15 protein-coding genes and 1 pseudogene are annotated in these 21827 nt (G+C 41.4%); 9 read left to right on the forward strand and 7 right to left on the reverse strand.

Going from position 1 to position 21827, the window contains the following annotated elements; all coding sequences use genetic code 11:
• The first annotated feature begins 523 nt into the window (after positions 1 to 523).
• Together MMU07_RS17475 and MMU07_RS17480 are read left to right on the forward strand one after the other, a co-directional pair.
• Positions 524 to 838: a hypothetical protein gene (locus tag MMU07_RS17475; RefSeq protein WP_241127790.1), complete on the forward strand. Its 315-nt coding sequence runs from the start codon at positions 524 to 526 to the stop codon at positions 836 to 838.
• Positions 828 to 1154 (forward strand): hypothetical protein, encoded by a 327-nt coding sequence (locus MMU07_RS17480; RefSeq protein WP_241127792.1) that lies wholly within the window; start codon positions 828 to 830, stop codon positions 1152 to 1154. Before MMU07_RS17475 ends, MMU07_RS17480 begins: the two co-directional genes overlap by 11 nt.
• 136 nt (positions 1155 to 1290) lie before the next feature.
• Here MMU07_RS17480 and MMU07_RS17485 read toward each other — a convergent pair whose 3' ends face one another.
• Positions 1291 to 4236 (reverse strand): FAD-binding and (Fe-S)-binding domain-containing protein, encoded by a 2946-nt coding sequence (locus MMU07_RS17485; protein ID WP_241127794.1) that lies wholly within the window; start codon positions 4234 to 4236, stop codon positions 1291 to 1293.
• Positions 4237 to 4456: 220 nt separating this feature from the next.
• On the opposite strand from MMU07_RS17485, the gene MMU07_RS17490 reads away from it, so the two are divergent.
• A complete protein-coding gene (locus MMU07_RS17490) occupies positions 4457 to 4720 on the forward strand; it encodes a hypothetical protein (RefSeq protein WP_241127796.1) in 264 nt (87 codons plus the stop codon).
• 35 nt (positions 4721 to 4755) lie between these two features.
• Here MMU07_RS17490 and MMU07_RS17495 read toward each other — a convergent pair.
• From MMU07_RS17495 to MMU07_RS17515, 5 genes and pseudogenes are all read right to left on the reverse strand, one after another.
• Positions 4756 to 5091, reverse strand: a pseudogene (locus MMU07_RS17495) (HepT-like ribonuclease domain-containing protein).
• The gene (locus MMU07_RS17500) at positions 5084 to 5383 is read right to left on the reverse strand and encodes a nucleotidyltransferase family protein (protein ID WP_241127798.1); all 300 of its coding nucleotides are present in this window, start codon (positions 5381 to 5383) and stop codon (positions 5084 to 5086) included. The pseudogene MMU07_RS17495 and the gene MMU07_RS17500 overlap by 8 nt, the downstream one beginning before the upstream one ends.
• Before the next feature lie 430 nt (positions 5384 to 5813).
• Positions 5814 to 6536 (reverse strand): hypothetical protein, encoded by a 723-nt coding sequence (locus MMU07_RS17505; protein WP_241127800.1) that lies wholly within the window; start codon positions 6534 to 6536, stop codon positions 5814 to 5816.
• A 149-nt stretch (positions 6537 to 6685) separates the two neighbouring features.
• Positions 6686 to 7795, reverse strand: coding sequence for a Gfo/Idh/MocA family protein (locus tag MMU07_RS17510; protein ID WP_241127801.1), 1110 nt, complete (start codon positions 7793 to 7795; stop codon positions 6686 to 6688).
• Between the two features lie 150 nt (positions 7796 to 7945).
• Positions 7946 to 8482: a dihydrofolate reductase family protein gene (locus tag MMU07_RS17515; RefSeq protein ID WP_241127803.1), complete on the reverse strand. Its 537-nt coding sequence runs from the start codon at positions 8480 to 8482 to the stop codon at positions 7946 to 7948.
• 277 nt (positions 8483 to 8759) lie between these two features.
• Here MMU07_RS17515 and MMU07_RS17520 point away from each other — a divergent pair, with 277 nt between their 5' ends.
• From MMU07_RS17520 to MMU07_RS17545, 6 genes are all read left to right on the forward strand, one after another.
• Positions 8760 to 10088, forward strand: a complete 1329-nt coding sequence (locus tag MMU07_RS17520; protein WP_241127806.1) for a DEAD/DEAH box helicase — start codon at positions 8760 to 8762, stop codon at positions 10086 to 10088.
• Between the two features lie 655 nt (positions 10089 to 10743).
• Positions 10744 to 13962 carry a SusC/RagA family TonB-linked outer membrane protein gene (locus MMU07_RS17525; RefSeq protein WP_241127808.1) on the forward strand — a complete coding sequence of 1073 codons (3219 nt, stop codon included), beginning with the start codon at positions 10744 to 10746 and terminating at the stop codon, positions 13960 to 13962.
• Between the two features lie 28 nt (positions 13963 to 13990).
• A complete protein-coding gene (locus MMU07_RS17530) occupies positions 13991 to 15547 on the forward strand; it encodes a SusD/RagB family nutrient-binding outer membrane lipoprotein (protein ID WP_241127810.1) in 1557 nt (518 codons plus the stop codon).
• A gap of 69 nt (positions 15548 to 15616) precedes the next feature.
• The gene (locus tag MMU07_RS17535; RefSeq protein ID WP_241127812.1) at positions 15617 to 18166 is read left to right on the forward strand and encodes a phosphocholine-specific phospholipase C; all 2550 of its coding nucleotides are present in this window, start codon (positions 15617 to 15619) and stop codon (positions 18164 to 18166) included.
• On the forward strand, positions 18163 to 19254 hold the full coding sequence (locus MMU07_RS17540) for a phosphoglyceromutase (RefSeq protein ID WP_241127814.1): 1092 nt from the start codon (positions 18163 to 18165) through the stop codon (positions 19252 to 19254). Before MMU07_RS17535 ends, MMU07_RS17540 begins: the two co-directional genes overlap by 4 nt.
• Positions 19251 to 20903: a metallophosphoesterase family protein gene (locus MMU07_RS17545; protein WP_241127816.1), complete on the forward strand. Its 1653-nt coding sequence runs from the start codon at positions 19251 to 19253 to the stop codon at positions 20901 to 20903. Before MMU07_RS17540 ends, MMU07_RS17545 begins: the two co-directional genes overlap by 4 nt.
• A gap of 1 nt (position 20904) precedes the next feature.
• On the opposite strand, the gene MMU07_RS17550 is transcribed toward MMU07_RS17545, so the two are convergent.
• Complete coding sequence (locus tag MMU07_RS17550) at positions 20905 to 21474, reverse strand: HD domain-containing protein (protein ID WP_241127818.1); 570 nt, start codon at positions 21472 to 21474, stop codon at positions 20905 to 20907.
• Positions 21475 to 21827 lie beyond the last annotated feature (353 nt).

Consider the following 21827-nt stretch of genomic DNA (forward strand, 5'->3'; position numbering starts at 1 on the left):
ATACTTCAAAAACAGACTTTAAACCAAAATTTAACACTTTTCAACTAATTGCGAAATCCTATTGCATAATCACGGTTTAACCCCTCAACCGCCTATAAAGCCTATGCCGGCCTCGCGAAGTTTCAGAATCATTACTTTCCTCATCAAAAATTATTGAGTTCAGTTTGAAATAGAAAATTTCTGTATTTGTAGAGGACGTTCATCAAAACTGATATACATGAATCAAAAACATTGTTTTGGAAAGAGTTTACTCCCATAAGTTTCAAAAGAAAAGTCAATATTTGGATATAGAGAATCGCACCATATAAAGATCGTCGTATTTTTTTGAAAGATCGGATTAGAAATTTCTAAAAACTAATAATTACAAATCAGTGAGGCTGTAACAATGAAAATATTCTAAAGCATAAAAAATTAGGAAAAATTAGTCTATCAATTGAAATAAATAATAATATTTATTTTATAAACATTAATTTTTTATTATTCTTAGTGTCAAAATTGAAAAAAGTTAATTCAATAAAAATCTATGAAAATTGAAATCAGTATTAAAGACGAAAAAGCGGATTTTTTTCTTGAGGTACTTAGCAACTTCAAATATGTAAAAATCCTAAATCCCAAAACTCCTCCGCCAAAAAAAATATGGGGTGAAATGAGCCCTGATGAGGAGCAAAAACTCTATCGCTACGAAAGAGTGAGATCACTACGAGAACCTATTCCAGTAAAAGCACCAAAAGTCATAGTACTCCCGGCAAATCTTTCTGAGGCTGTCACACAAATAAAACAGCATTTAGATGGCAAAATCAAACTTAAACCTGCTAAAGACTTATTAAATGAACTTTAACATCCTTTGCACGGATAACTTTAAAAAAGAACTCAAAAACTTAATTAAAGAACATCCTTCCTTCAACCACGACTTCAAATTATTATTAGAAAGATTAGAGGATAACCCTGATACAGGAACCCCACTTGGAAATCAATTTTTCAAAACAAAACTGGCCTATAGGTCAATGGGAAGACAAAGTAGGGAAAAGCCGAATCTTCAGGTATATTTTTGCATCAGACAAAACAATGTATACCTTATAGCTGCTCACAATAAAAATGGGTCTGTTGTGTTCCCTGAAAAAGATCTTCAGGATACATTGAAATCCATCAAATAAAAATCCAGATATATTTTTTCAAATTAAAATTTTGCCACTTAAATAAATTACACCTTTTCGGCGAAATGAAAAAATAGGGAGCAAAGGAGTAATTCCTTCTTGCTCCCTATTCATTTCCGGACCTTACAAAATAATTTCATTTTAAAGCCTCCCACAAAATCTCAACAGGGTGCTTGGCTTTCTTGCCTGTCCCGTCTGCGATCTGATGACGGCAGGATGTTCCCGGTGCTGCAATTAGGGTTGTCTCTTCTGCCTTGCGTACAGCCGGAAACAATACCATCTCTCCTATCTGCATGCTGATGTCATAATGCTCTGCTTCATAGCCAAATGACCCTGCCATGCCGCAGCAACCTGAAGGAATGGTTTCTACACTGTAGTTTTTTGGCAAGGAAAGCATCTTCTGCGTCCAGGTCATGGAAGACAAGGCTTTTTGATGGCAATGTCCGTGCAGCTTGATTTTTTTGGTTTCCTCAGTAAAGGAATCTGATTTGATGTTTCCTGCAGCAATTTCCTTCCCTATAAATTCCTCTATGGTTTGGGTATGAAATTTCAGTTTCTTCGCTCCTTCGACCAATTCCTTTCCCACCAACCTTGGATATTCATCCCTGAAACTCAAAATAGCAGAAGGTTCGATCCCCACCAAAGGTGTGTTTCCATCAATGATATCCTGAAATATCCTCACATTGGCTTCAGCGTGTTTTTTAGCTTTTTCGAGCAATCCCTTGGACAAAGCAGAACGTCCGCTTTCCTCGTGGTCCACTACGTTCACCTCATAACCCAATTTCTTGAGCAATTTGATTGCTGTAATTCCGATTTGGGTATCGTTATGGTTGGTAAATTCATCTATAAACAAGTACAGCGATTTGATCAGGGGAGTTTTCCCGGGAAGTTTTCTGTAATTATTTTTATACCATTTTCTCAAACTCACCTTGCTGATTTCCGGCAGATTCCTTTTTGGAGCCACTCCCAAAACCGATTTCATCAATCCTCCTGTAATTCCATTTGCCAAGGTAAAATTGGCTAGACCCGGAACGATTGCCGCCAATCCATTCAGTTCATTGATATGGGCAAAGGCTTTGGACCGCAACGGAACCCCATGGGTTTTCTGGTATTGATAGAGAAATTCCGCTTTCATCGAAGCCATGTCGACATTGGATGGACATTCGGCAGTACATCCTTTGCAGGAAAGACACAGGTCCAAGGCCTCTTTGATCTCCGGATGGTCAAAGGCATTTTCTTTTTTGTCCAAAGTCAAAAACTCCCTCAAAGTATTGGCCCTTCCGCGAGTAGTATCTTTCTCATTTCTGGTAGCCTGGTAACTGGGGCACATCGTACCACCGGAAGCCGGCAACTTGCGGCAATCTCCTGAACCGTTACATTTCTCCGCCAACCTCAATATGCCGCCTGAAGCACTGAAATCCAACAAGGTATTCTGTTCGGGAGTAACCATTTCGGCTTCATACCTCAAAGAGGTATTCATCGGTGCGGTATCTACAATCTTGCCGGGATTGAAGATATTATCAGGATCCCAAGTGTATTTGACCCGGCGGAGCAATTGGTAATTATCCTCTCCCACCATCATGGGGATAAACGGCGCACGGACACGGCCGTCTCCATGTTCACCGCTGAGTGAACCATTGTATTTTTTGACCAACTTGGCAGAAGCCTCCGAAATCCTGTAAAACTCCTCCTGATCTGCTTTTTTCTTCAAATCCAAAATCGGGCGCATGTGGATTTCGCCTGCACCGGCATGGGCATAGTGCACTGGGTTTTGGTTGAATCCCTTCAGGATTTCATCCAATTCATCAATATAATCCGCCAAATCATCGATGTCCACAGCGGTATCTTCAATACATGCCACGGCTTTTGGGTCGCCGGGAATGTTCGCCAAAAGTCCCAAACCTGCACTACGCAACGCCCAAGCGGACTTGGTCAGGTCAGGTCCTATCACAGGATAGGCATATCCCAATCCGGCTGCTTTCAGGTCAGTGATCAGTTTGTCTCCTTTTTCTCTAGCTTCAGATTCAGTCTTTCCGGTGAATTCAATCATCAGCAATGCCATCGGATCGCCCTCAACGAAATAGCGGTTTTTGCTGTACTCGATGCTTTCTTTGGTACAATCCAAAATGATTTTGTCCATCAACTCCACAGCCGTGGCAGGATGCTTCATCGCCACCTGGGCGGCTTTCATGCTTTGGTGGATTGACTCAAAATGCGCAGCCACCACGATTTCCAATGGATCAGGAACAGGGTCCAAGAGGATTTTGATTTCTGTTGTGAAGGCCAATGTTCCCTCCGAACCAGCCAACAGCTTGCAGAAATTGAACTTTCCTCCACCTTCGGTAAATATTTCGGACTCCAAAAGAACATCTACTGCATAGCCTGTATTGCGTCGGTGAATGGTTTTCTTGGGGAATTGTTCTTCAATGTTTTTTTGGTTTTCCGGATTGGAAAGTTCCTGTCTGACCTGACGGTAAAGCTGCCCCTCCAAAGTTTCATAATGGCATTTCTCTTCAAATTCAGCTTGGGTCAATTCGCCAAAAACCACCTGCGAGCCATCACTCAAAAAAACTTTCAACTCCATGACCTTGTCCCTCGTCGTGCCATAGACGATCGAAGTCGTTCCGCAGGAATTGTTCCCCACCATTCCACCGATCATGGCACGGTTGGCGGTAGAAGTGATCGGACTGAAAAACAATCCGTGTGGTTTCAAAAATTGGTTGAGTTCGTCCCTGACTACTCCCGGTTGCACGCGAACCCATTTTTCTTCTTTGTTGAATTCCAGGATTTTGGTGAAGTTTCTTGCCACATCCACCACGATACCGTTACCAACACACTGTCCTGCGAGTGAGGTTCCCGCTGTCCTTGGGATCAGGGAAGTTTTATTTTTACCTGCGAAAAGGATCAGTTTTTGGATGTCGGATTCTGATTTTGGAAAGGCGACAGCCAAAGGAATCACCCGATATACGGAAGCGTCGGTGGCATAGAGGGTTTTGGTAAGTGCGTCAAATTTGAGTTCCCCTTCTAATTGGGTAGCCAAATTCTCCAATAAAGGCAATAGGTTAGGTTTGGTCAAAGTCATGGTTCAAAAATAATTAAAAGAAAATACTTCGCGATATTGATTTTGAAATTAAGGTGAAATAGAATCTTTGAAATGGAATGGATATTTCATTGATATTAAATGATACTACCTCTCGGTGGACAGTCGACAGTGGACTGTTGACCTAAAAAATCACTCCTTCATCCTTCATTTTTAACTGTTTTTTTTCTTTAATTGAAATTAGAACCAAAAAACAATTTACATGTCAGGCGGAACATCTGTTTTCAACATGCTCTCCTCTTTGAAAAACAACCGGAACATCAAGTCCGGAAGAAACAAATTAGGAGATAATCCTTACAGTTCGAAATCCATCGATGCTGACAAGCGAAATTCTACCCAAACCAAAGAACTAATTGCTCACCGACTTGAAAGAAAGGACTTTGCAAACAAACTGACCAAGTGGGTTTATGTGGGTTTAGGATTGCTGATTTTAGTTTTTTTTATTTATTTTTTGCTTAGCAATTAACGGAAAAATGATCGCAGGAGAAAGAATGTTGTGCTTCATTCTCTAAGGCTTAATATTTCCTCTTTTAATTTTGGGAGTTCTCTAACAATTATTGTCCAAATCACCTCATCAGAAATATTGTCATATTCGTGGGCTAATCTGTTTCTTGTCCCAATAATCTGTCTTGCATTCTGAATTTTAATAGAGACGTTTTAGTAACTAGTTAATCTATTTACTGCTTCTCCAATAATTTCAATATTTCTTTCAACTGCCTTTTTTGTTTTGATGTCTTTTTGGAATTCCTGAAAACCACTTTTTTCAGGCAAAAAGTCAAAAATCTCATCAATTGACCTTAAAATATCCTCCAGCCAAGTATTTATTTTGTTATCCATAAATCACAACTTTGGACGCCTCAATTTCTTTCCTAAAAAATGGGTTTTTAATTCCCCGCTCCTCTATGAGGTCAATTTGTCGCTTTAAAGTTTTTTCTAATTTATCTTTTAGTCCGAAGTATAAATCTGTATATTTTATTGGGTCATTTTCGTCAAAATCAACAATGAAGTCAATGTCAGAATCAGAAGAAAAACTGTCATTGAGCACTGAACCAAAAACAGAAAAGTTCTTAACCTTATATTCTTTGCAAAGTTGCTTTATATGTTCTATGTTTTTCTCAGTGATTTTCATTCTTGTAAAGTTTACTCCAAAGTTATCATTTTTATTGATTTCAGTTTTGGCATTTGCTACTAAGGGCAGATGGTCAAAAAACCTCTGCTCTTTTGGAACAAAGGCTAGTTTACAATCCCTAACTTACCTGACGGAATAACTTACACCACGACCACTTCCTTGTTTTTCTATCAATTCCTTTTAAGGACGATTACGATCCGAAAGCACAAGTATAAAATGATACGATTTGATACGATTTGATTTGGTTATGATACGAAAAATTCCTTGGTTTTCGGTCGAAAAATAAGATTCAAAAAAAACTGCTTTTGGGGAAAATTGGAATTACAAATTCCAAAAAATATAAAGGTGTAATTACAAATTCACCTAGCCCTACCATCAAACGTTAATACAGACCCTGAGGGGGTCTACTTTTATAAGTTTTGCAAATCAGTCATTTGAAAATGATATCATCATAGCTCATAGCAAAAGTGTCCGATAAATTCAACTGATTGAGTTTGTCTGCAAAGCTGTTATTGTAAGCTAGAATATTATATCCTAAATCTTCCATATTAATCAAGCACCAACTATTAGTTACAGGATAAAGATAAAGGTTCGCATCATAAAATGTTATGTCCATTAAATCAAAAAACTCAACGGAAGAAATTTTGTAAGCAACATCTTCAGCTGATGGTAGCAAATTATAAACTGATGCCCAACGCCAACTATCTTCTATATAAATATTCAGCTCAGTTCCGTCTGTAAGTACATTTACTATTTTTTCAAATCGCTGTCGTGTCTGTTTATAAAGAGTTGCAATTCCTTGTGTCTTCCAAGGAAGAGTATTGATTATTCCTCTGTCATAAGGTTGGTTGAAGAAATTAGAAAGTTCTGCAAATGTTGTTGGTCGATATGCCTCATAATTTTTCTCATTGAGAAATATTTTGAACTGTCGCCAAACTTCCACATTTGCGTTTGTTTGCTCAATTGAGTCTGGTGGTTGGTTTATTTTATCAAATGGAAAGTTATCAATCACTCCAGGTGTCCAAAGAATAGAAATATAATTGTCAAATTTATTGGGTAAAAAATTGCCAAGTGTGAATGGTCGTGTTGCGTTTTTCCAATTGATGTGATTCGTCAACCAGTCCTTTGCTGTTATATCTTCGAGTTGTTCCATAGTTTCAAGTTAGCAGCGGGGTCGCATTGAAGATAACGTTTTCCTTTATTGATAGGAGAAAGCATTCCAATTCAGGATGTTTCCCTTAAAATTGCGGAAAATCCCCTATAAAACTAAAAGAATTTTTTCAATCTAACCTTTCAAAACCCCTACCTCCCCAAAAATACAGTCTCCCCTTTCTCCGCCGATTTTCTGGCGGCATCGAGGATTTCGGCGACAATCATGTTGTTGTTCAGAGAATAAAGGCTGTAGTCCTCCACTTTGATTTTGCCCCGGATTACATCTGCGAAATAGGAAAACGGATCTACATAGACGCCGACTTCATCCGGCCGAACTTCGAAGGTTTTTTCCTCAGGATTGTCCCAAGTTCGTGTCCGCATCTTGGACTTATTTTCACTGATTACCTGACCGGTCTTTCCGTAGACCTCCATGTCCTTCCTGTCAAAAGGCCAATTCCAAGAGGCTTGGATAATCGCCTGCGCATCTACATAATCCAAAATAATCGTCGCCTCATCATCCACTTTGGGATAAATGTCCGGTTTGTAGGTATTGGTGATGGCTGTGACGGAAATCGGCTTTCGCCCTTCCATCAGGTAAGTCATGATATTGGCACCATAGCAACCGAAATCAACCAGCGCTCCACCGCCATTTTGAACCGGGTCCGTCAGCCAATCCAGAAACTCCTTCCCCACCCCGATTTCTTTGGGACCTCTGTGTCCGTGATGGAAAACAGCTTTGCGGATCGGCCCAAAAGCCTCCTTGTCCTGAAGCAATTGATAGGTCTTTTCGGTACTTGCATACCAGGAAGTCTCAAAGTTGGTGAGGAGATGGATTCCATGTTTTTTGGCCAAAGCTTCCATTTTCTTGGCTTGGTCGAGAGAGTATGTCAGGGGCTTTTCCACCATGACATGAATACCACGCGGAGCAGCGAGTTCCACGGCTTCCAAATGTGCATAAATGGAACCAAAGGCCAAAACAGCTTCCGGCTTCACAGCATCAAGCATGGCTTTGGCATCGGTGAAAAACAGTTTTTCATCCAAGTTGTATCGCTTGGCATAGCTGGCTGCAAGTTCTGTATTGGGTTCATAGATCCCCACCAAGTCCACATCTGTTTTGTCTTTTCTGTTAAAAATCCAGGGCGAATGTCCGTGAGAAAGTCCCATCATCGCCATGCGAACAGGTTGCTGACTGCCGTGCTGCGAAAATGAGTATTGAAAAAAAGAGAAACAGATGAAAAGAAAAAGGAGAAGGTTTTTCATGGTTTGGCTTGGGTTGGAGAATAGAAAATGCAAGATGAGAATTTTCATTTATCTAATGTAGAAAAAAGGCTAGCAGACAAAGTAATTCCTGTTTAGACCACCCTTCCACCAATTGAAGTAAATTAATTAAATGCTAATCCTTTACGCTTTTCAGGCATTTTCCTTTTTCACCTCATACCACAACTGAACCAAGCCTGAAGGATAGCTGATGGCTCGTTTGAAAAGGAGGTTTTGTTCGGTATTTCCTTCCTTGAATAAACGGATACCATCTCCTAGCAAGTGTGGAAGTACGCTGACAATGACAGTATCAAACAACCGGTGTAGTAGCAGTTCGTTAACAATCTCTGCTCCACCGTCACAATAAATCGACTTTCCCGATTGAGTTTTGAGTGTTCGAACTAAATCAACCACATCGTGGTGAAAAGTGGCGTGTTCTTGCTTTCCTTCTTTTGTCCGGGAAATTACATAAACCGCTTTGTCCTGATGTGGGACACCCTGACCAAAGGAGACTACTTTGTCAAATGTCTTCCTTCCCCAAATAACTGTATCAATCCCTTGCAAAAAATCTGCATAGCCATAATCCTCATTCGGAACTTCGACAATATTCAAAAAATCAATGTTATCGTCCTTCTTAGCAATATAGCCATCCAGGCTCATGGCGATATATAAGATGAGTTTTCGGTCCATAAGTATCGGATGTTCGTTATTTAAAAAAGATAAAATAATCATTAAATCAAATTTTTGAAGTTCTCTTCATGTGTCACTTTTTGTTTTGAAACAAAAAGTAACCAAAAAGTTCAAGAAATTTTAATCCTCCCCCACACTTTGCCTCGCCGGCCCGGTAAAATTTCTTCCTCCCCACCTGTGTTCCAAAAAGAAATTCCCCGGAAGTAAAAGATTGTAATTTCCATCCATACCTAATTACTCCCTCCTCCTCCAAACTTTATTTCCGTACCTTTGCCCCATGTCAGAAAATACCGCTTCCTCCCACACCAGATATTTAAAGAACCTTTCCATCGATGCATTCAATGAAATGCAATCGGACTTTATAGAATCCGCTGCCAAAAACGACAATATCATGCTTTTGGCGCCGACAGGTTCGGGAAAGACCTTGGCTTACCTGATCCCTTTGGTGGATTCCCTGCAGGAAGACCTAAAGGAAGTGCAGGCCTTGATCATTGTCCCGTCCCGAGAGTTGGCTATCCAGATCGAGCAGGTTTTTAAGGGGATGAAAACCAATTTCAAGGTAAGTACCGTCTACGGCGGACATGCCATGAAGATCGAACAAAACAGCCTCAGCGAAGCGCCTGCAGTGGTGATAGGAACGCCAGGACGGCTTTCCGACCATGTCCAAAAAGAATCTTTTGACACCCATGGAATCAAAATGATCATCTTGGATGAATTTGACAAGTCGCTTCAAATGGGTTTCCACGAACAGTTGCGCGTGATATTCCGAGGACTCAAAACCCAGACCCAGAGACATTTGCTCACATCCGCAACGGTATTGGAGCGCTTGCCCGATTTTATTCCTTTCCAAAAACCATATACTGTCAACTACCTCAAAGAAGTGGACGATTCCAAGCTAGAGCTTAAGCTTATCCATACTTCCAGTAAGGAAAAAGTGCAGGTACTGATGCGCTTGGTAGCAGGATTCCAGAATAAACCCTGCCTTGTTTTTTGCAACCATCGGGATGCAGTGGATAGAATCAGCATGTTGCTTACAGGAAATGGATTTGAACATGGTGTCCTGCATGGAGGTTTAGAGCAACCTGATAGGGAAAAGAATCTCATCAAGTTTAGAAGTGGTGTATATAACCTACTGATAGCAACGGACTTGGCTTCACGAGGACTTGATATTCCAGAAATCATGCATGTGGTCCATTACCAATTGCCGATCAGGAAAGATGCCTTCATACACCGAAATGGAAGAACTGCAAGGATGCATGCCGAGGGAAACAGCTACCTAGTCTTAGCCAACGATGAGGTTTTGCCTGATTATATAGACAAATCTGTCGAGGAAATCACCGTTACCGATGAACTTCAGCCGGTGCAACCGTCATCCTTCGAATGCCTGTATTTCAGTGCCGGCAAAAAAGACAAAATCTCCAAAGGCGACATCGTGGGCTTGCTGACGCAAAAGGGAGGACTGACAACTTCAGATATCGGGTTGATTACAGTTTTGGATTTTTCATCTTATGTGGCTGTCAAAAGATCAAAAGTCGCAAAAACCCTTGACAAAATCAGGAATGAGAAACTGAAGAAGAGCAAAGTGAAGATTGAGGTGGCTAGATAAACTGCCGTCACACTGAGAAACGAAGGGTCTCTTTGTAAATAGGTGTAATTGTTTTAGTGGTTGTAATGGTTGTCTGGAATTTAGGTTAAAGGGTTATTTGGTTAACTGATTGGTTTTTTAACAGCTAAGCTAAATTTTTTTAAGCTCTATTCTTATTTAGGGTTCATAATTGGTTTAACGTTTAAATTGGTATAAAAACTTTGCCTTGTCACCTCGATGGAGGAGAGGTCTAATACCTTATGTTTTAGAGATTTTTTGAGTAAAGATTTCTCAGTTCCCAAAAAAACGGGACAGGCTGTTCCTCCTCCGAAAAGACAAGGATAGGTTTCTTTATTTTTTCTCTACTTGATTCTTGTTTCTCGCATCTCGCATCTCGTCTCTCGTCTCTCTATACTAGCGTCAATCCAATTGTTTACTATTTATATACTTTTTTAATTAACAAAAACCTAACCTTTACTAAACACTGCACCTTTTTTACCCTCCTATATTATCTCCTAAATATTGATTTTTGATTCAATAAAGGCATTTTTTTAACATTTAACATAAAATTAATTCACCTTAAGTTAACTTTTTCTTAACTGCCAAAAATTTTCAAAAGTTTAGCTTTGGTAAAACTTTTAAACTTAAAGCTATCAAAAATTTCTACCAAAAAAACATGAAAACGGCAAGATTACAGCGCGTCGGATGGATGTTGGTCCTCTTTTTTGGATTGACGCTATCAGCCATCGCCCAGGAAAAAAGGGTGGATGGAAAAGTAACTGACCCGGCAGGGCAACCGCTTCCAGGAACCAGTATATTGGTCAAAGGAACCAACAGGGGCACGGTTGCCGACCTGGGTGGTTTGTACAACATTATGGCAAGTCCAAACGACACTTTGACTTTCTCCTTTATTGGGTTTGAGAAAATAGACAGGCTAGTCGGAAATTCCTCTATCATCAATATTACTTTGATGGAGGGTATTGAAATCGGTGAAGTGGTTGTGACTGCACTCGGAATGGAAAGAGATGCCAAAGCTTTGGGCTATGCGGTTCAGACCGTAGGGGGAGACAGGTTTACTGAGGCTAGGGAGACAAATGTTTTAAATTCCCTAAGCGGCCGTGTGGCCGGAGTACAAATCACGAATGGATCGAGTACTTTGGGAGGTTCCACAAGGGTAACCATCCGGGGAGAATCTTCTTTGAACATCAACGCCAACCAACCGCTATTCGTGGTGGACGGAATTCCTATCAGTAACAATATTGTGGGTTCATCCGGACGTGGTGGCCTGGAAGTCGATTATGGTAATTCCGCCGGAGAGATCAATCCCGATGACATTGCATCGATGACAGTTTTGAAAGGTCCTGCAGCGGCAGCACTTTACGGTTCAAGAGCTGCCAACGGCGCGATTCTGATTACTACCAAATCCGGAAAAGGCAAAAAGGGATTGGGAGTAACAATCAATTCCAATACTACCTTTGACAGTCCGTTGGTTATGCCGCAGTGGCAGGACAAATATGGACAAGGTAACAACGGCCAATTTACATTTGTCAATGGTGCCGGTGCAGGAAATGCGGATGGAGTCGATGAAAGTTGGGGCCCTGAAATGGACCAAGGTTTGAATATTCCCCAATTTGATTCTCCTAGAAACATTCCCGGATTCAGGGGAGGTGACTTGAATGCACCTGCCGGAAGTACCATCAATGCAACGCCATGGGTTTCCCAAAAAGACAACATCAACAACTTTTTCCAAACCGGTGTCACTTTAGCAAACAACGTCTCCATAGCAGGTGACAATGAAAAAGCCAATGTCCGCTTCTCTTGGACCAACCTGGACCAAAAAGGAATCGTGCCCAACACAGATTTGAAAAGAAATACCTTGGCTCTGAATTCAGGCATCAACATCGTCCCTGAGAAACTGACCTTGAATACCACGGTCAATTACCAAAATACCACTTCAGGAAACAGACCAAACATCAGCTACGGCACTGAAAGCTTGATGTACCTCTGGATTTGGTATGGACGTCAAGTGAATACTGACAATCTCAGGGATTATTGGATGCCGGGTTTGGAAGGTGTACAGCAGTTTAATTACAATTATAACTACCACGACAACCCTTACTTTACTGTCTATGAAAATACCAACGGGCAACAAAAAGGCAGGGTCTTCGGCAATGTGTCTTTGAATTACAAAATCACAGACAAACTCAATCTGATGGTCAGGACAGGTCTTGACACTTACAATGAATTAAGAGACAGGAAAAGGGCATTTTCTACACAGCGTTTTCCAAGAGGACATTATAGGGAAGACAACATCTATTTCAATGAAAGAAACTCAGATTTCTTGCTTTCCTATTCAGAAAATGGCAGAGGAACTTGGACTTACAATGTCGCTCTTGGTGGTAACCTGATGTCTCAGGAAAATAGGTTCCAACAAGTGATTGCACCTGAATTGTTGATCCCGGGGATATATAACCTGACAAATACCGCAGTAGCACTTCAAATTGACCAATTCAATTCCAAGAAGAAAATCAATTCACTTTATGGATTTGGGCAGATCGGTTTCAAAAACATATTGTTTTTGGATATCACAGGCCGAAATGACTGGTCATCCACTTTGCCGGTCAATAACAATTCCTATTTCTACCCCTCGGCTACATTGAGTGCCATCCTTTCGGATATGATCCAAATGCCAAGAAATGTCAGTTTGGTAAAAGTGAGGGCTGCATATGCTGAAGTGGGAAATGACACGAGCCCTTACAGCTTGACCAATGTGTTTAACAACCAGATCGCTTGGGGTTCTGACCAGGCCAAAACTGAATCTTCGGTTCTATCAAATGCGGATCTGAGACCCGAAAGAACAGCCTCTACCGAGTTCGGTTTTGACCTCAGGTTCTTTGAAGGAAGACTCGGTTTGGACGTTACCTATTATGACAATGTCACCCGTGACCAAATCATTCCGATCACTTTGGATATTGCTACAGGATACAACAGCCGGATCATCAACGCCGGCAAAATCCAGAACCGCGGTATAGAAATCGTAGCACTGGCCAACCCAATTAAAAGACAAAATGGCTTTCGCTGGGATGTCATTGCCAACTTTACCAGCAACAGAGGAAGGGTTTTGGAACTGACTGAAGGTTTAGATACCTATACTTTGACTGCGACTAATGGTGCATTTATCCAAGCTAGAATCGGAGAAAGAATGGGCAACATATACGGTGTCGGCTTTGCAAGAGTGGAAGACCAAAACAGCCCATATTTTGGACAGATCATACACAACAGCACCGGAACGCCCTTAAGAGATTCAGAATTGAAACTTCAGGGAAATTACAATCCTGATTGGATGCTTGGTATCCAAAATAACTTTAGCTACAAAAATTTCAACCTCGGATTCTTATTCGATATCCGTTATGGAGGTATTGTGGTATCGAGGACCAAAACAATTGGTAGTACTTCAGGACAATTGGAAGAAACACTTTTTGGAAGGGAAAACGGATATGACCTAACTGTAGAAGGTAACGGCATCATAAGCCCTGGGGTCATTCAAAATGCTGATGGTTCATTTACCCCAAACACCATCAAAATCACCTCTAGAAACTGGCACAACAGGTATTATGAGCGAAATAATGTGGAAGCAGCAAAATACGATGCATCTTATGTAAAACTGAGAGAGGTAACTCTTGGATATAATGTCCCTAGAGAGTTGATCAGAAAGTTACCTTTTGAGGATATCAAAATTTCCCTTGTTGCCAGAAACCTAGCGCTTTGGACCGAAAATCCACATTTTGACCCCGAAACATTGGCTATGTCCGGCGGAACATTGCAGCCTGGAGTCGAAAATATGGCTTTTCCATCTACCAGAAGTCTTGGGTTTAATATCAACCTTAAGTTTTAATAAGCAAAATTTCTGAACATACATTGTTATGAAAACCAATATCAAAAAACTATTCACTGCCCTCCTAGCCCTTCAATTGGGTTGGTTCGCAGCTTGTACAAGTGATTTTGAGGAAATCAACAGTAATCCCAATTCACCGGAAACTGTCCCTTCCTCCCTATTGCTGCCGACCATACTGAGAACAACCGCCAACCAACATGCCGGTCAGGCATGGGGGATTGGCAATGTGGTCATGCAATACACCGCCAAAATCCAGTTTACCAATGAAGACCGCTACAATTGGGGTCCTTTCGGTGATCCGTATGGCAGCTTCTTCAATGCCCAAAGGGACATTGCCAACATCATCAAAATCTCTGAGCCCCTTGGCCAAAACAATTATGTGGGCATAGCCAAAGTTGTCCGTGCTGTTCAATATGCATTCATGACAGACGCTTATGGGGAATTGCCATATTCAGAGTCTATTCAAGCAAAAGACGGTATCAACTATCCGGTTTTTGATTCTCAGGAAGCGATTTACGAAGGTATCTTGAAAGATTTGAGAGAAGCAAATGAGCTTTTGGGTACAAGTACGGAGGCTGTGCGTGGTGATATTCTTTTCGGAGGAAATATTCTTAATTGGAAAAAATTTGCCAATTCACTTAGGATCAGGGTTTTGATGAGAATTTCTTTGAGAAAGAATCCATCCACAGAATTGCAGCAAATCCTAGCTAATCCCACTCAGTTCCCGATTTTTACCGGAAACGGTGACCATGCGGTATTGCAGCATTTGCCTGATGTACCTAATCAGCACAACCTCTACACCACCCGGTCAGGTTCTTTTGACGAATACAGGTTGAGCAAAAACATGGAGCTTACCTTAAAAGGTTTGAACGATGCAAGACTTTTCGCCTATGCCCAACCTACCAATGCTTCTGCTGCCGGCATAGTGGGAAATCCAGCTGATTACAGTGGCGTACCAAACGGTCTTTCGGATGAGGAAGCACTTCAATATTCGCCTTCCGGGGATCCTACAAAAGGTGGTTCAAATTTCATCTCAAGGGTAGGTTTCCTTTGGACTTGCGCAGCTTGTACCCCACGTGCCAACCCGATAGGCTATCAATCTATCCTCATGAATTATTCTGAATTGCAGTTTTTGCTCGCAGAAGCAAGAGAAAGGGACTATATCACCTCGGGTTCAGCAGAAGAATATTACCTCAATGGCATCAATGCTTCATTCGACTATTATGAAGCCAGATACAGGGTCGTCAATCTTCCCCAAATCGCGGATAGACTAAACATCGGAAATGAGTATTTTTCCCAGCCAAGTGTTTCCTACACAGGAACACAAGCTGAGAAACTTGCAAAAATCGGGACACAAAAATGGATAGCGCTTTATTTCTCCGGTTTGGAAAACTGGTACGATTGGAGAAGAACCGGCATTCCAAACATTGTTCCGGGGCCGGCTGCATTTGAACCAAATGTACCTAGAAGGTTTATGTATCCTTCATCTGTGCAGGCATTGAACGAAGACAATTACAGGGCAGCACTTGCAAGGCAAGGTGAAGACAGAATCTCTACCAGAGTTTGGTGGGATGTGGCTAGATAATTTAATGGAAAAACAATAAATTCCTGCCTGTTCCGGTATCAGAACAGGCAGGATTTTTAACAATACCCCATGAAAAATAACAGAAGAGATTTCCTTAAACAGGCAGCAATTTTTTCAGGAAGTATGGCACTATGGGGAGGAATCCCCCAAGCCATCCAAAAAGCGATGGCCATCAGCCCCGAGACAGGTACGACATTCCTTGATGCGGAGCATATCGTGTTTCTGATGCAGGAAAACAGGTCTTTTGACCATGCATTGGGTTCTCTTCAGGGAGTCCGTGGCTTCAATGACCCAAGAGCTATCAAGCTTACCAATGGCTTGCCCGTATGGCTGCAGCCTGACAAATCAGGAAATAACTACAAGCCCTTCCACCTTGATATCCTAAACACCAAAGCTACTTGGATGGGGGATATTCCTCATTCTTGGGAAAATCAAGTAGACGCAAGGAATGAAGGAAAATATGACGGATGGGTAGAATCCAAAAGACCCGGAAACAAAGAATTCAGTCATGTACCCTTGACCATGGGCTATTACAAAAGAGAAGACATCCCATTTTATTATGCTTTGGCAGATGCCTTTACAGTCTGCGACCAGCATTTTTGCTCGGCATTGACCGGTACCACTACCAACAGGATGTATTTTTGGACTGGGAAAAGCAGAAATCCCAAAGACGGATTTTCGGTTGTCCGGAACTCCGAAGCCACTTATTCCAAAGAAGTAGATTGGAAAACTTATCCTGAAAGACTGGAAGAAAACGGAGTATCATGGCGAATTTACCAAAATGAAATAAGCTTGTCATCAGGCTTAGAGGGTGAAGACGAATCACTTTTAGCAAACTTCACAGACAATAACCTAGAGTGGTTCAAGCAATACCACGTGCGCTTTGCCAAAAGCCACTACCCATTTTTACAGAAAGCTGAAAAAGAACTGCTGAAATCTATCGCTGATTTGGAAACTTCGATGAAATCCAATCCGGTCAATGGAATGGAAATAGCATTGGGAAAAAACAAAACGAAGTTGGCGTATGTCCAAGAAACCTTAGACAAATATCATCCGGACAACTTTGACAAGCTTTCTGAAACAGAGAAAAATCTCCACAATAAAGCATTTACAATCAATGCTGAAGACCCTGATTTCCATCAAACCGAATGGATGGAATATGAAAAAGACGGGGAAACTTTCAAAACAAGAATCCCTAAGGGCGATATCCTCCACGAATTCCGAAAAGATGTCAAAGAAGGAAAACTTCCGACCGTATCTTGGCTAGTCGCTCCACAAAAATTCTCCGATCACCCTTCCGCCCCTTGGTACGGCGCATGGTATGTCTCTGAGGCCATGAATATCCTGACTGAAAATCCTGAAGTCTGGAAGAAGACCATTTTTATACTCAACTACGACGAGAACGATGGTTATTTTGACCATATCCCTCCTTTTGTCGCCCCACATCCTTCAGATCCAAATTCCGGAAAAGTAACTGAAGGCATTCAGACAAAAGACGAATTTGTCACCATGGAGGAAGAACTCTCCAAACCCGGAATGAAGCCTGAAAATGCCCGCCAAAGTCCGATTGGTTTGGGTTATAGGGTTCCGCTGATCATCGCCTCCCCTTGGACGCGCGGCGGTTGGGTCAACTCAGAAGTCTGTGACCTGACTTCTCCCCTGATGTTTTTGGAGAAATTTCTCAAACACAAAACCGGAAAAGACATCACAGAAGACAATATCAGCAGTTGGCGAAGGACCGTTTGCGGTGACCTCACTTCTGCTTTCAGACCTTATGATGGCGAGAAAATAGATTTTCCAAAACCCGTAGTACAGCAAGAATTTATGAAAATGATCCACCAAGCAAGTTTCAAAAACCTGCCTGACAACTTCGGCCCTTTGAAATCAGAAGAAATCCAAGCTGTCAAAAAAACCGGGAGAAAATCCAAAGTCCTGCCCAGGCAGGAAGCCGGAACAAGAAATTCCAATGCCCTTCCTTACGAATTATACCTTGATGGGGCAATGGATGACTTTCAGCAATCATTCAGGTTAGTTTTTCAAAATTCTGATAAAGTATTTGGGAAAAATACAGCCGGTATACCATTCCAAGTCTATGCCCCTGCCAAATATTTGGAAAACGGAAAGTGGATGCCGATGAAAGTCTGGTCTTTTGCTTTGGAACCCGGAACAGACCTTGATTACCTATGGCCATTGGTCAATTTTGAAAACGGGCATTACCACTTGGATGCTTATGGTCCTAATGGATTTTACAGAAGTTTCAAAGGCTTGAGAAACGAACCCTTGGTGGAAGTCAGTGCAACATACGACCTCAAAGAGCCAAAAAATCCCAAGTTGGTTCTCACTATCAATAACCACGACAAGGTCAAAAATTTGGACTTGGTCTTGGAAGACCAAGCCTATGGAAAAGCTCAGACGGAAATTTCAATCAACCCGAACGCTGAAAAAACTATCACCTTAGAAACCAATAAAAGTTTTGGTTGGTATGATTATTCCTTGACTATCAGAGGCAATGAGTTTTTTGAAAGAAGACTTGCCGGAAGAATAGAAACAGGATTGCCTTCCAAAACAGACCCGCAGATGGGAAACCTTACACTTGAAAGCAATTCCTTTAACGTATGAAAAAGATATATCTAACCGGACTTTTTTTCTTTGCCCTGGCTTTTAACATTTCCGCACAAAACTTCAAAACGGAAAACCTGATCTTTATTACCCTTGATGGTCTGAGATGGCAGGAGGTATTTTCAGGCGCAGACTCTCTTTTGGTAGTAGATACTAAATATGCACAGGATCCTGAAAAACTCACAAAAGCCTTTTGGCACCTTGACCCAAAACTCCGAAGGGAGTTGTTGATGCCGTTCTTTTGGGATGTCATCGCAAAAGAAGGTCAACTACATGGCAACAGAAAATATGGCAGCAAAGTGAATGACAAAAACAGGATGGTTTTTTCCAAACCCTGCTACAATGAGATTTTTGCCGGATATCCTGACGATGAGCGCATCAACAGCAACAGTCAAGAGAATAACCCAAATCCAAATTTCTTGGAATTCCTTCAGAAGCAGCAAGGTTTTGAAAACAGTATTGCAGCTTTTGCATCTTGGGATGTTTTTCCTGCTATCCTCAATAGAGACAGAAATGGATTGAAACTGAATGCGGGATTTGAAAAAGCCCAAGGTGAAGGTTTGACTGAAATTGAGACATTCCTAAACCGTGCACAAGACGAGATACGTGGTCCTTGGGGCGGCGTTAGATTGGACTTTTTCACCCACCACTTTGCGATGGAGGAATTGAAAACCAGAAAGCCAAAAGTCCTTTATATCGGATATGGCGAGACAGACGACTACAGTCACGACGACAGGTACGACCAATACTTGCTCTCCGCAAGACAGACAGATGCGTACATCCGTGAGATCTGGGATTTTGTCCAAAATGATCCACAATACAAAGGTAAAACCACTATGGTTATCATGACTGATCATGGGCGCGGGGTATATCCAAAAGTCAATTGGAAAAGCCATTCTGTCAATACCCCTAATTCGGACGAAATCTGGATTGCAGCCATTGGACCTGATACCCCGGCTTTGGGTGAAGTGAAAAAAGAAGACCAAACCTATGCCATGCAAGTGGCTCGAACAATGGTTGAATTATTGGGATTCCAATATCCTGTGGCAAAAGCAGGCAATGTCATTCCTGCAATTATGGGGAAATGACACTTAAGGTTTTCATCGTCTTCCTTGTTTTGAGTGGATGCCATCCAAAAGAGCAGGAAATAAAACCGACTTTTTCTTCCTCTTTCATGTCCTATCGGAAAGACAAGCAGATGGGTTCTATTTGGGATTTTGTACCAAAAGAAGAAATCCATGAATTGTCCTTTGGTTGGGAATACCATGGTTGGGATACTTTGAGGGGAACAGTGGCTATTTTCCCTGATTTGGAATTGGGTACTGAAGTAAATCTACCTCACCGCATACCTAATCCCAATACCAACATCTGGTATTCGGGAGAATTTGAACTTGAAAATGGGATTTTGGCCGTGAAAGCGGATGATGGTCAGCAGGTTTGGGTAGAAGGAAATCCTATCTTTCCCGACCAAGACCACGTCTACCAAATCCCAAAAACCAAAGGACAGATTACCATCAGGGTAATAAACAATGCCGTGGCCGGCGGTCTGAAAGAAGTTAATTGGATTCCTATTGTAGTTTGGGAAAAAGCCAAAATGGATTTTACAGAGGAAATGCAGCGAAAATTATTTGAAGCGAAATCCCAACTAAAAATGGTTGATTTTGCTTCCAATAATTTCAAAGAATTCCCTATTTGGTTTTCAGATCCGGTCATTTTACCATTTGGCAAAGACGATTATCTGATCCGATGGACTGGGGAAAAAGGACACGAATCATGGCTGTATTTTGGTCCTGACTCCACAGACATGCATTTTTCAACTATAGCAACAGTAACAAAGGGTACTTATTCTGCTTTTCTACCCAAAAAGAAAGCCCAGTTTTTCAGGTTTGAAATGTCCAAAACCCAATCTCCTGTTTTCGCTGCTCCTACAAAGGAATCAAAATCCCAAATAAACTTTGCCCTTTGGGCTGACAGTCAAGGCGGATGGGCAGAATTTGAAAGTATTCTTCAGCAGGTAAGGGGAAAAAATCCTGATTTTACCATAGGAATCGGGGATTTGGTGGGAAATGGAAGACTGGAAAGTGAATACCAAAAATTGCTTCAATACCTCTCCCCTATTGCAGTTCCCCATTATTTGCTGCCTGGAAACCATGATTATGACGGTTCATACCAAACATGGATTCCCGGATCCTTCCGAAAAGTGCTCAAAACCGAAAGCCAAAAAAACTACTTTTCATGGCAAGATGGACCCTGCGCTTTTATTGCATTGGACCCAAACGAAAACTTTCCTGTCGGGATTCCAGCCAATACGGAGCAATACGAATGGTTTCATCAAGAAATCAAATCTAAAAAATGGAATGATGCTGCCTGGAAAATCATATTGGTTCATCAGCCCCCATTCAGTCAAGGTTGGATGGGGTATCATGGGGAGAAAAGTATGGAGAATCTATTAAGGCCTGTGTGGGAATCCGGCTTGGCCGATTTGGTGGTTTCAGGCCATACCCATGATTACGAAAGGTTGATCTTGGATCATCAAAAAGGAAAAACTGCTTTTTTGATCATTGGCGGCGCGGGCGGTGGCTTAGAACCTGAAGACAAAAAAGAAGATCATCCGATGATGGACAAGCTCATTCGTGAGCATCATTTTGGTTGGATTGAGGCTACAAACAAAAGACTTGAATTCAAAGCCCTCAACCAATCCGGAAAAGTGATCGACTCTTTTTCGTTAGAGAAATAAGTCAATGGATCACCTTCAGCGCCAATTCTTTCAAATATTCCAAATCTGGAACCGGGATTTGTTCCTCTTTGGCCAATTCATCCCATGTTCTCATTTTGAGGGAAAGATCAAACAAAGGGTCCTTTTCAAAATTTTCGGCCTCCACGGAAGTCATGACACCACCTTGGTAACCCAAAGTCATCATACTTGCCTCAGAAAGTTTTTGAAGGTATTCAGGGTATTTGAACGTCAGGTAGCGCTTTGCCTGCACATGGTTTTCGACTAGTTTGGCTACTTTCTCAGGGAAACCAACCTCTCTCAAAAAGTCCGCACCGATCTCTTCATGCCGCTTGACACCAAAACCTCCCATATTTTCAAGCTTTCGGTCCATAGCAAATAAATGTCCCAAATCATGGAAAAAAGCTGCCAAAACTACTTCGTTTTCATAACCTTCTTTTTGGGCAAGTTGGGCGGATTGGCACATATGTTCAATCTGGGAAACGGGTTCACCTATATAATCTGCATGACCAAATTTAACATACAAGTCAAAAACCCTATTGACTCTTTCTTCCTTGGAAAGGGAATCCTTCATTTTGTTGAATGTTTATAAATACTAAATTAATCTATCTATTTTGATTCCAGACGAAAGTCAAATTAAGAAAAGGTTAAATAAAAAAATAAATGATTATCCGCTATTAGGTTAATATATTCCAAAAGGGTCAAAGATGTGTGGATAATCGACCACAGTCGATAGACGACAGTCCACAGCTGCTACCAAAAGACTTCATCCCAAGTTTTATTTTGAGAGTGGCATGAAAGCGAAAAAACATAATTAAATGATTGATTAAGGCTAAATCACCAACAGAAATTTGAATGATAACACAATAGTAACTGCATATTTTTTGACAAATAAAGGCACAAGGTTTATTTTTGCTAAACTTATGT

The sequence above is a fragment of the Cognataquiflexum nitidum genome, assembly GCF_022538055.1.
Classification (GTDB): domain Bacteria; phylum Bacteroidota; class Bacteroidia; order Cytophagales; family Cyclobacteriaceae; genus Cognataquiflexum; species Cognataquiflexum nitidum.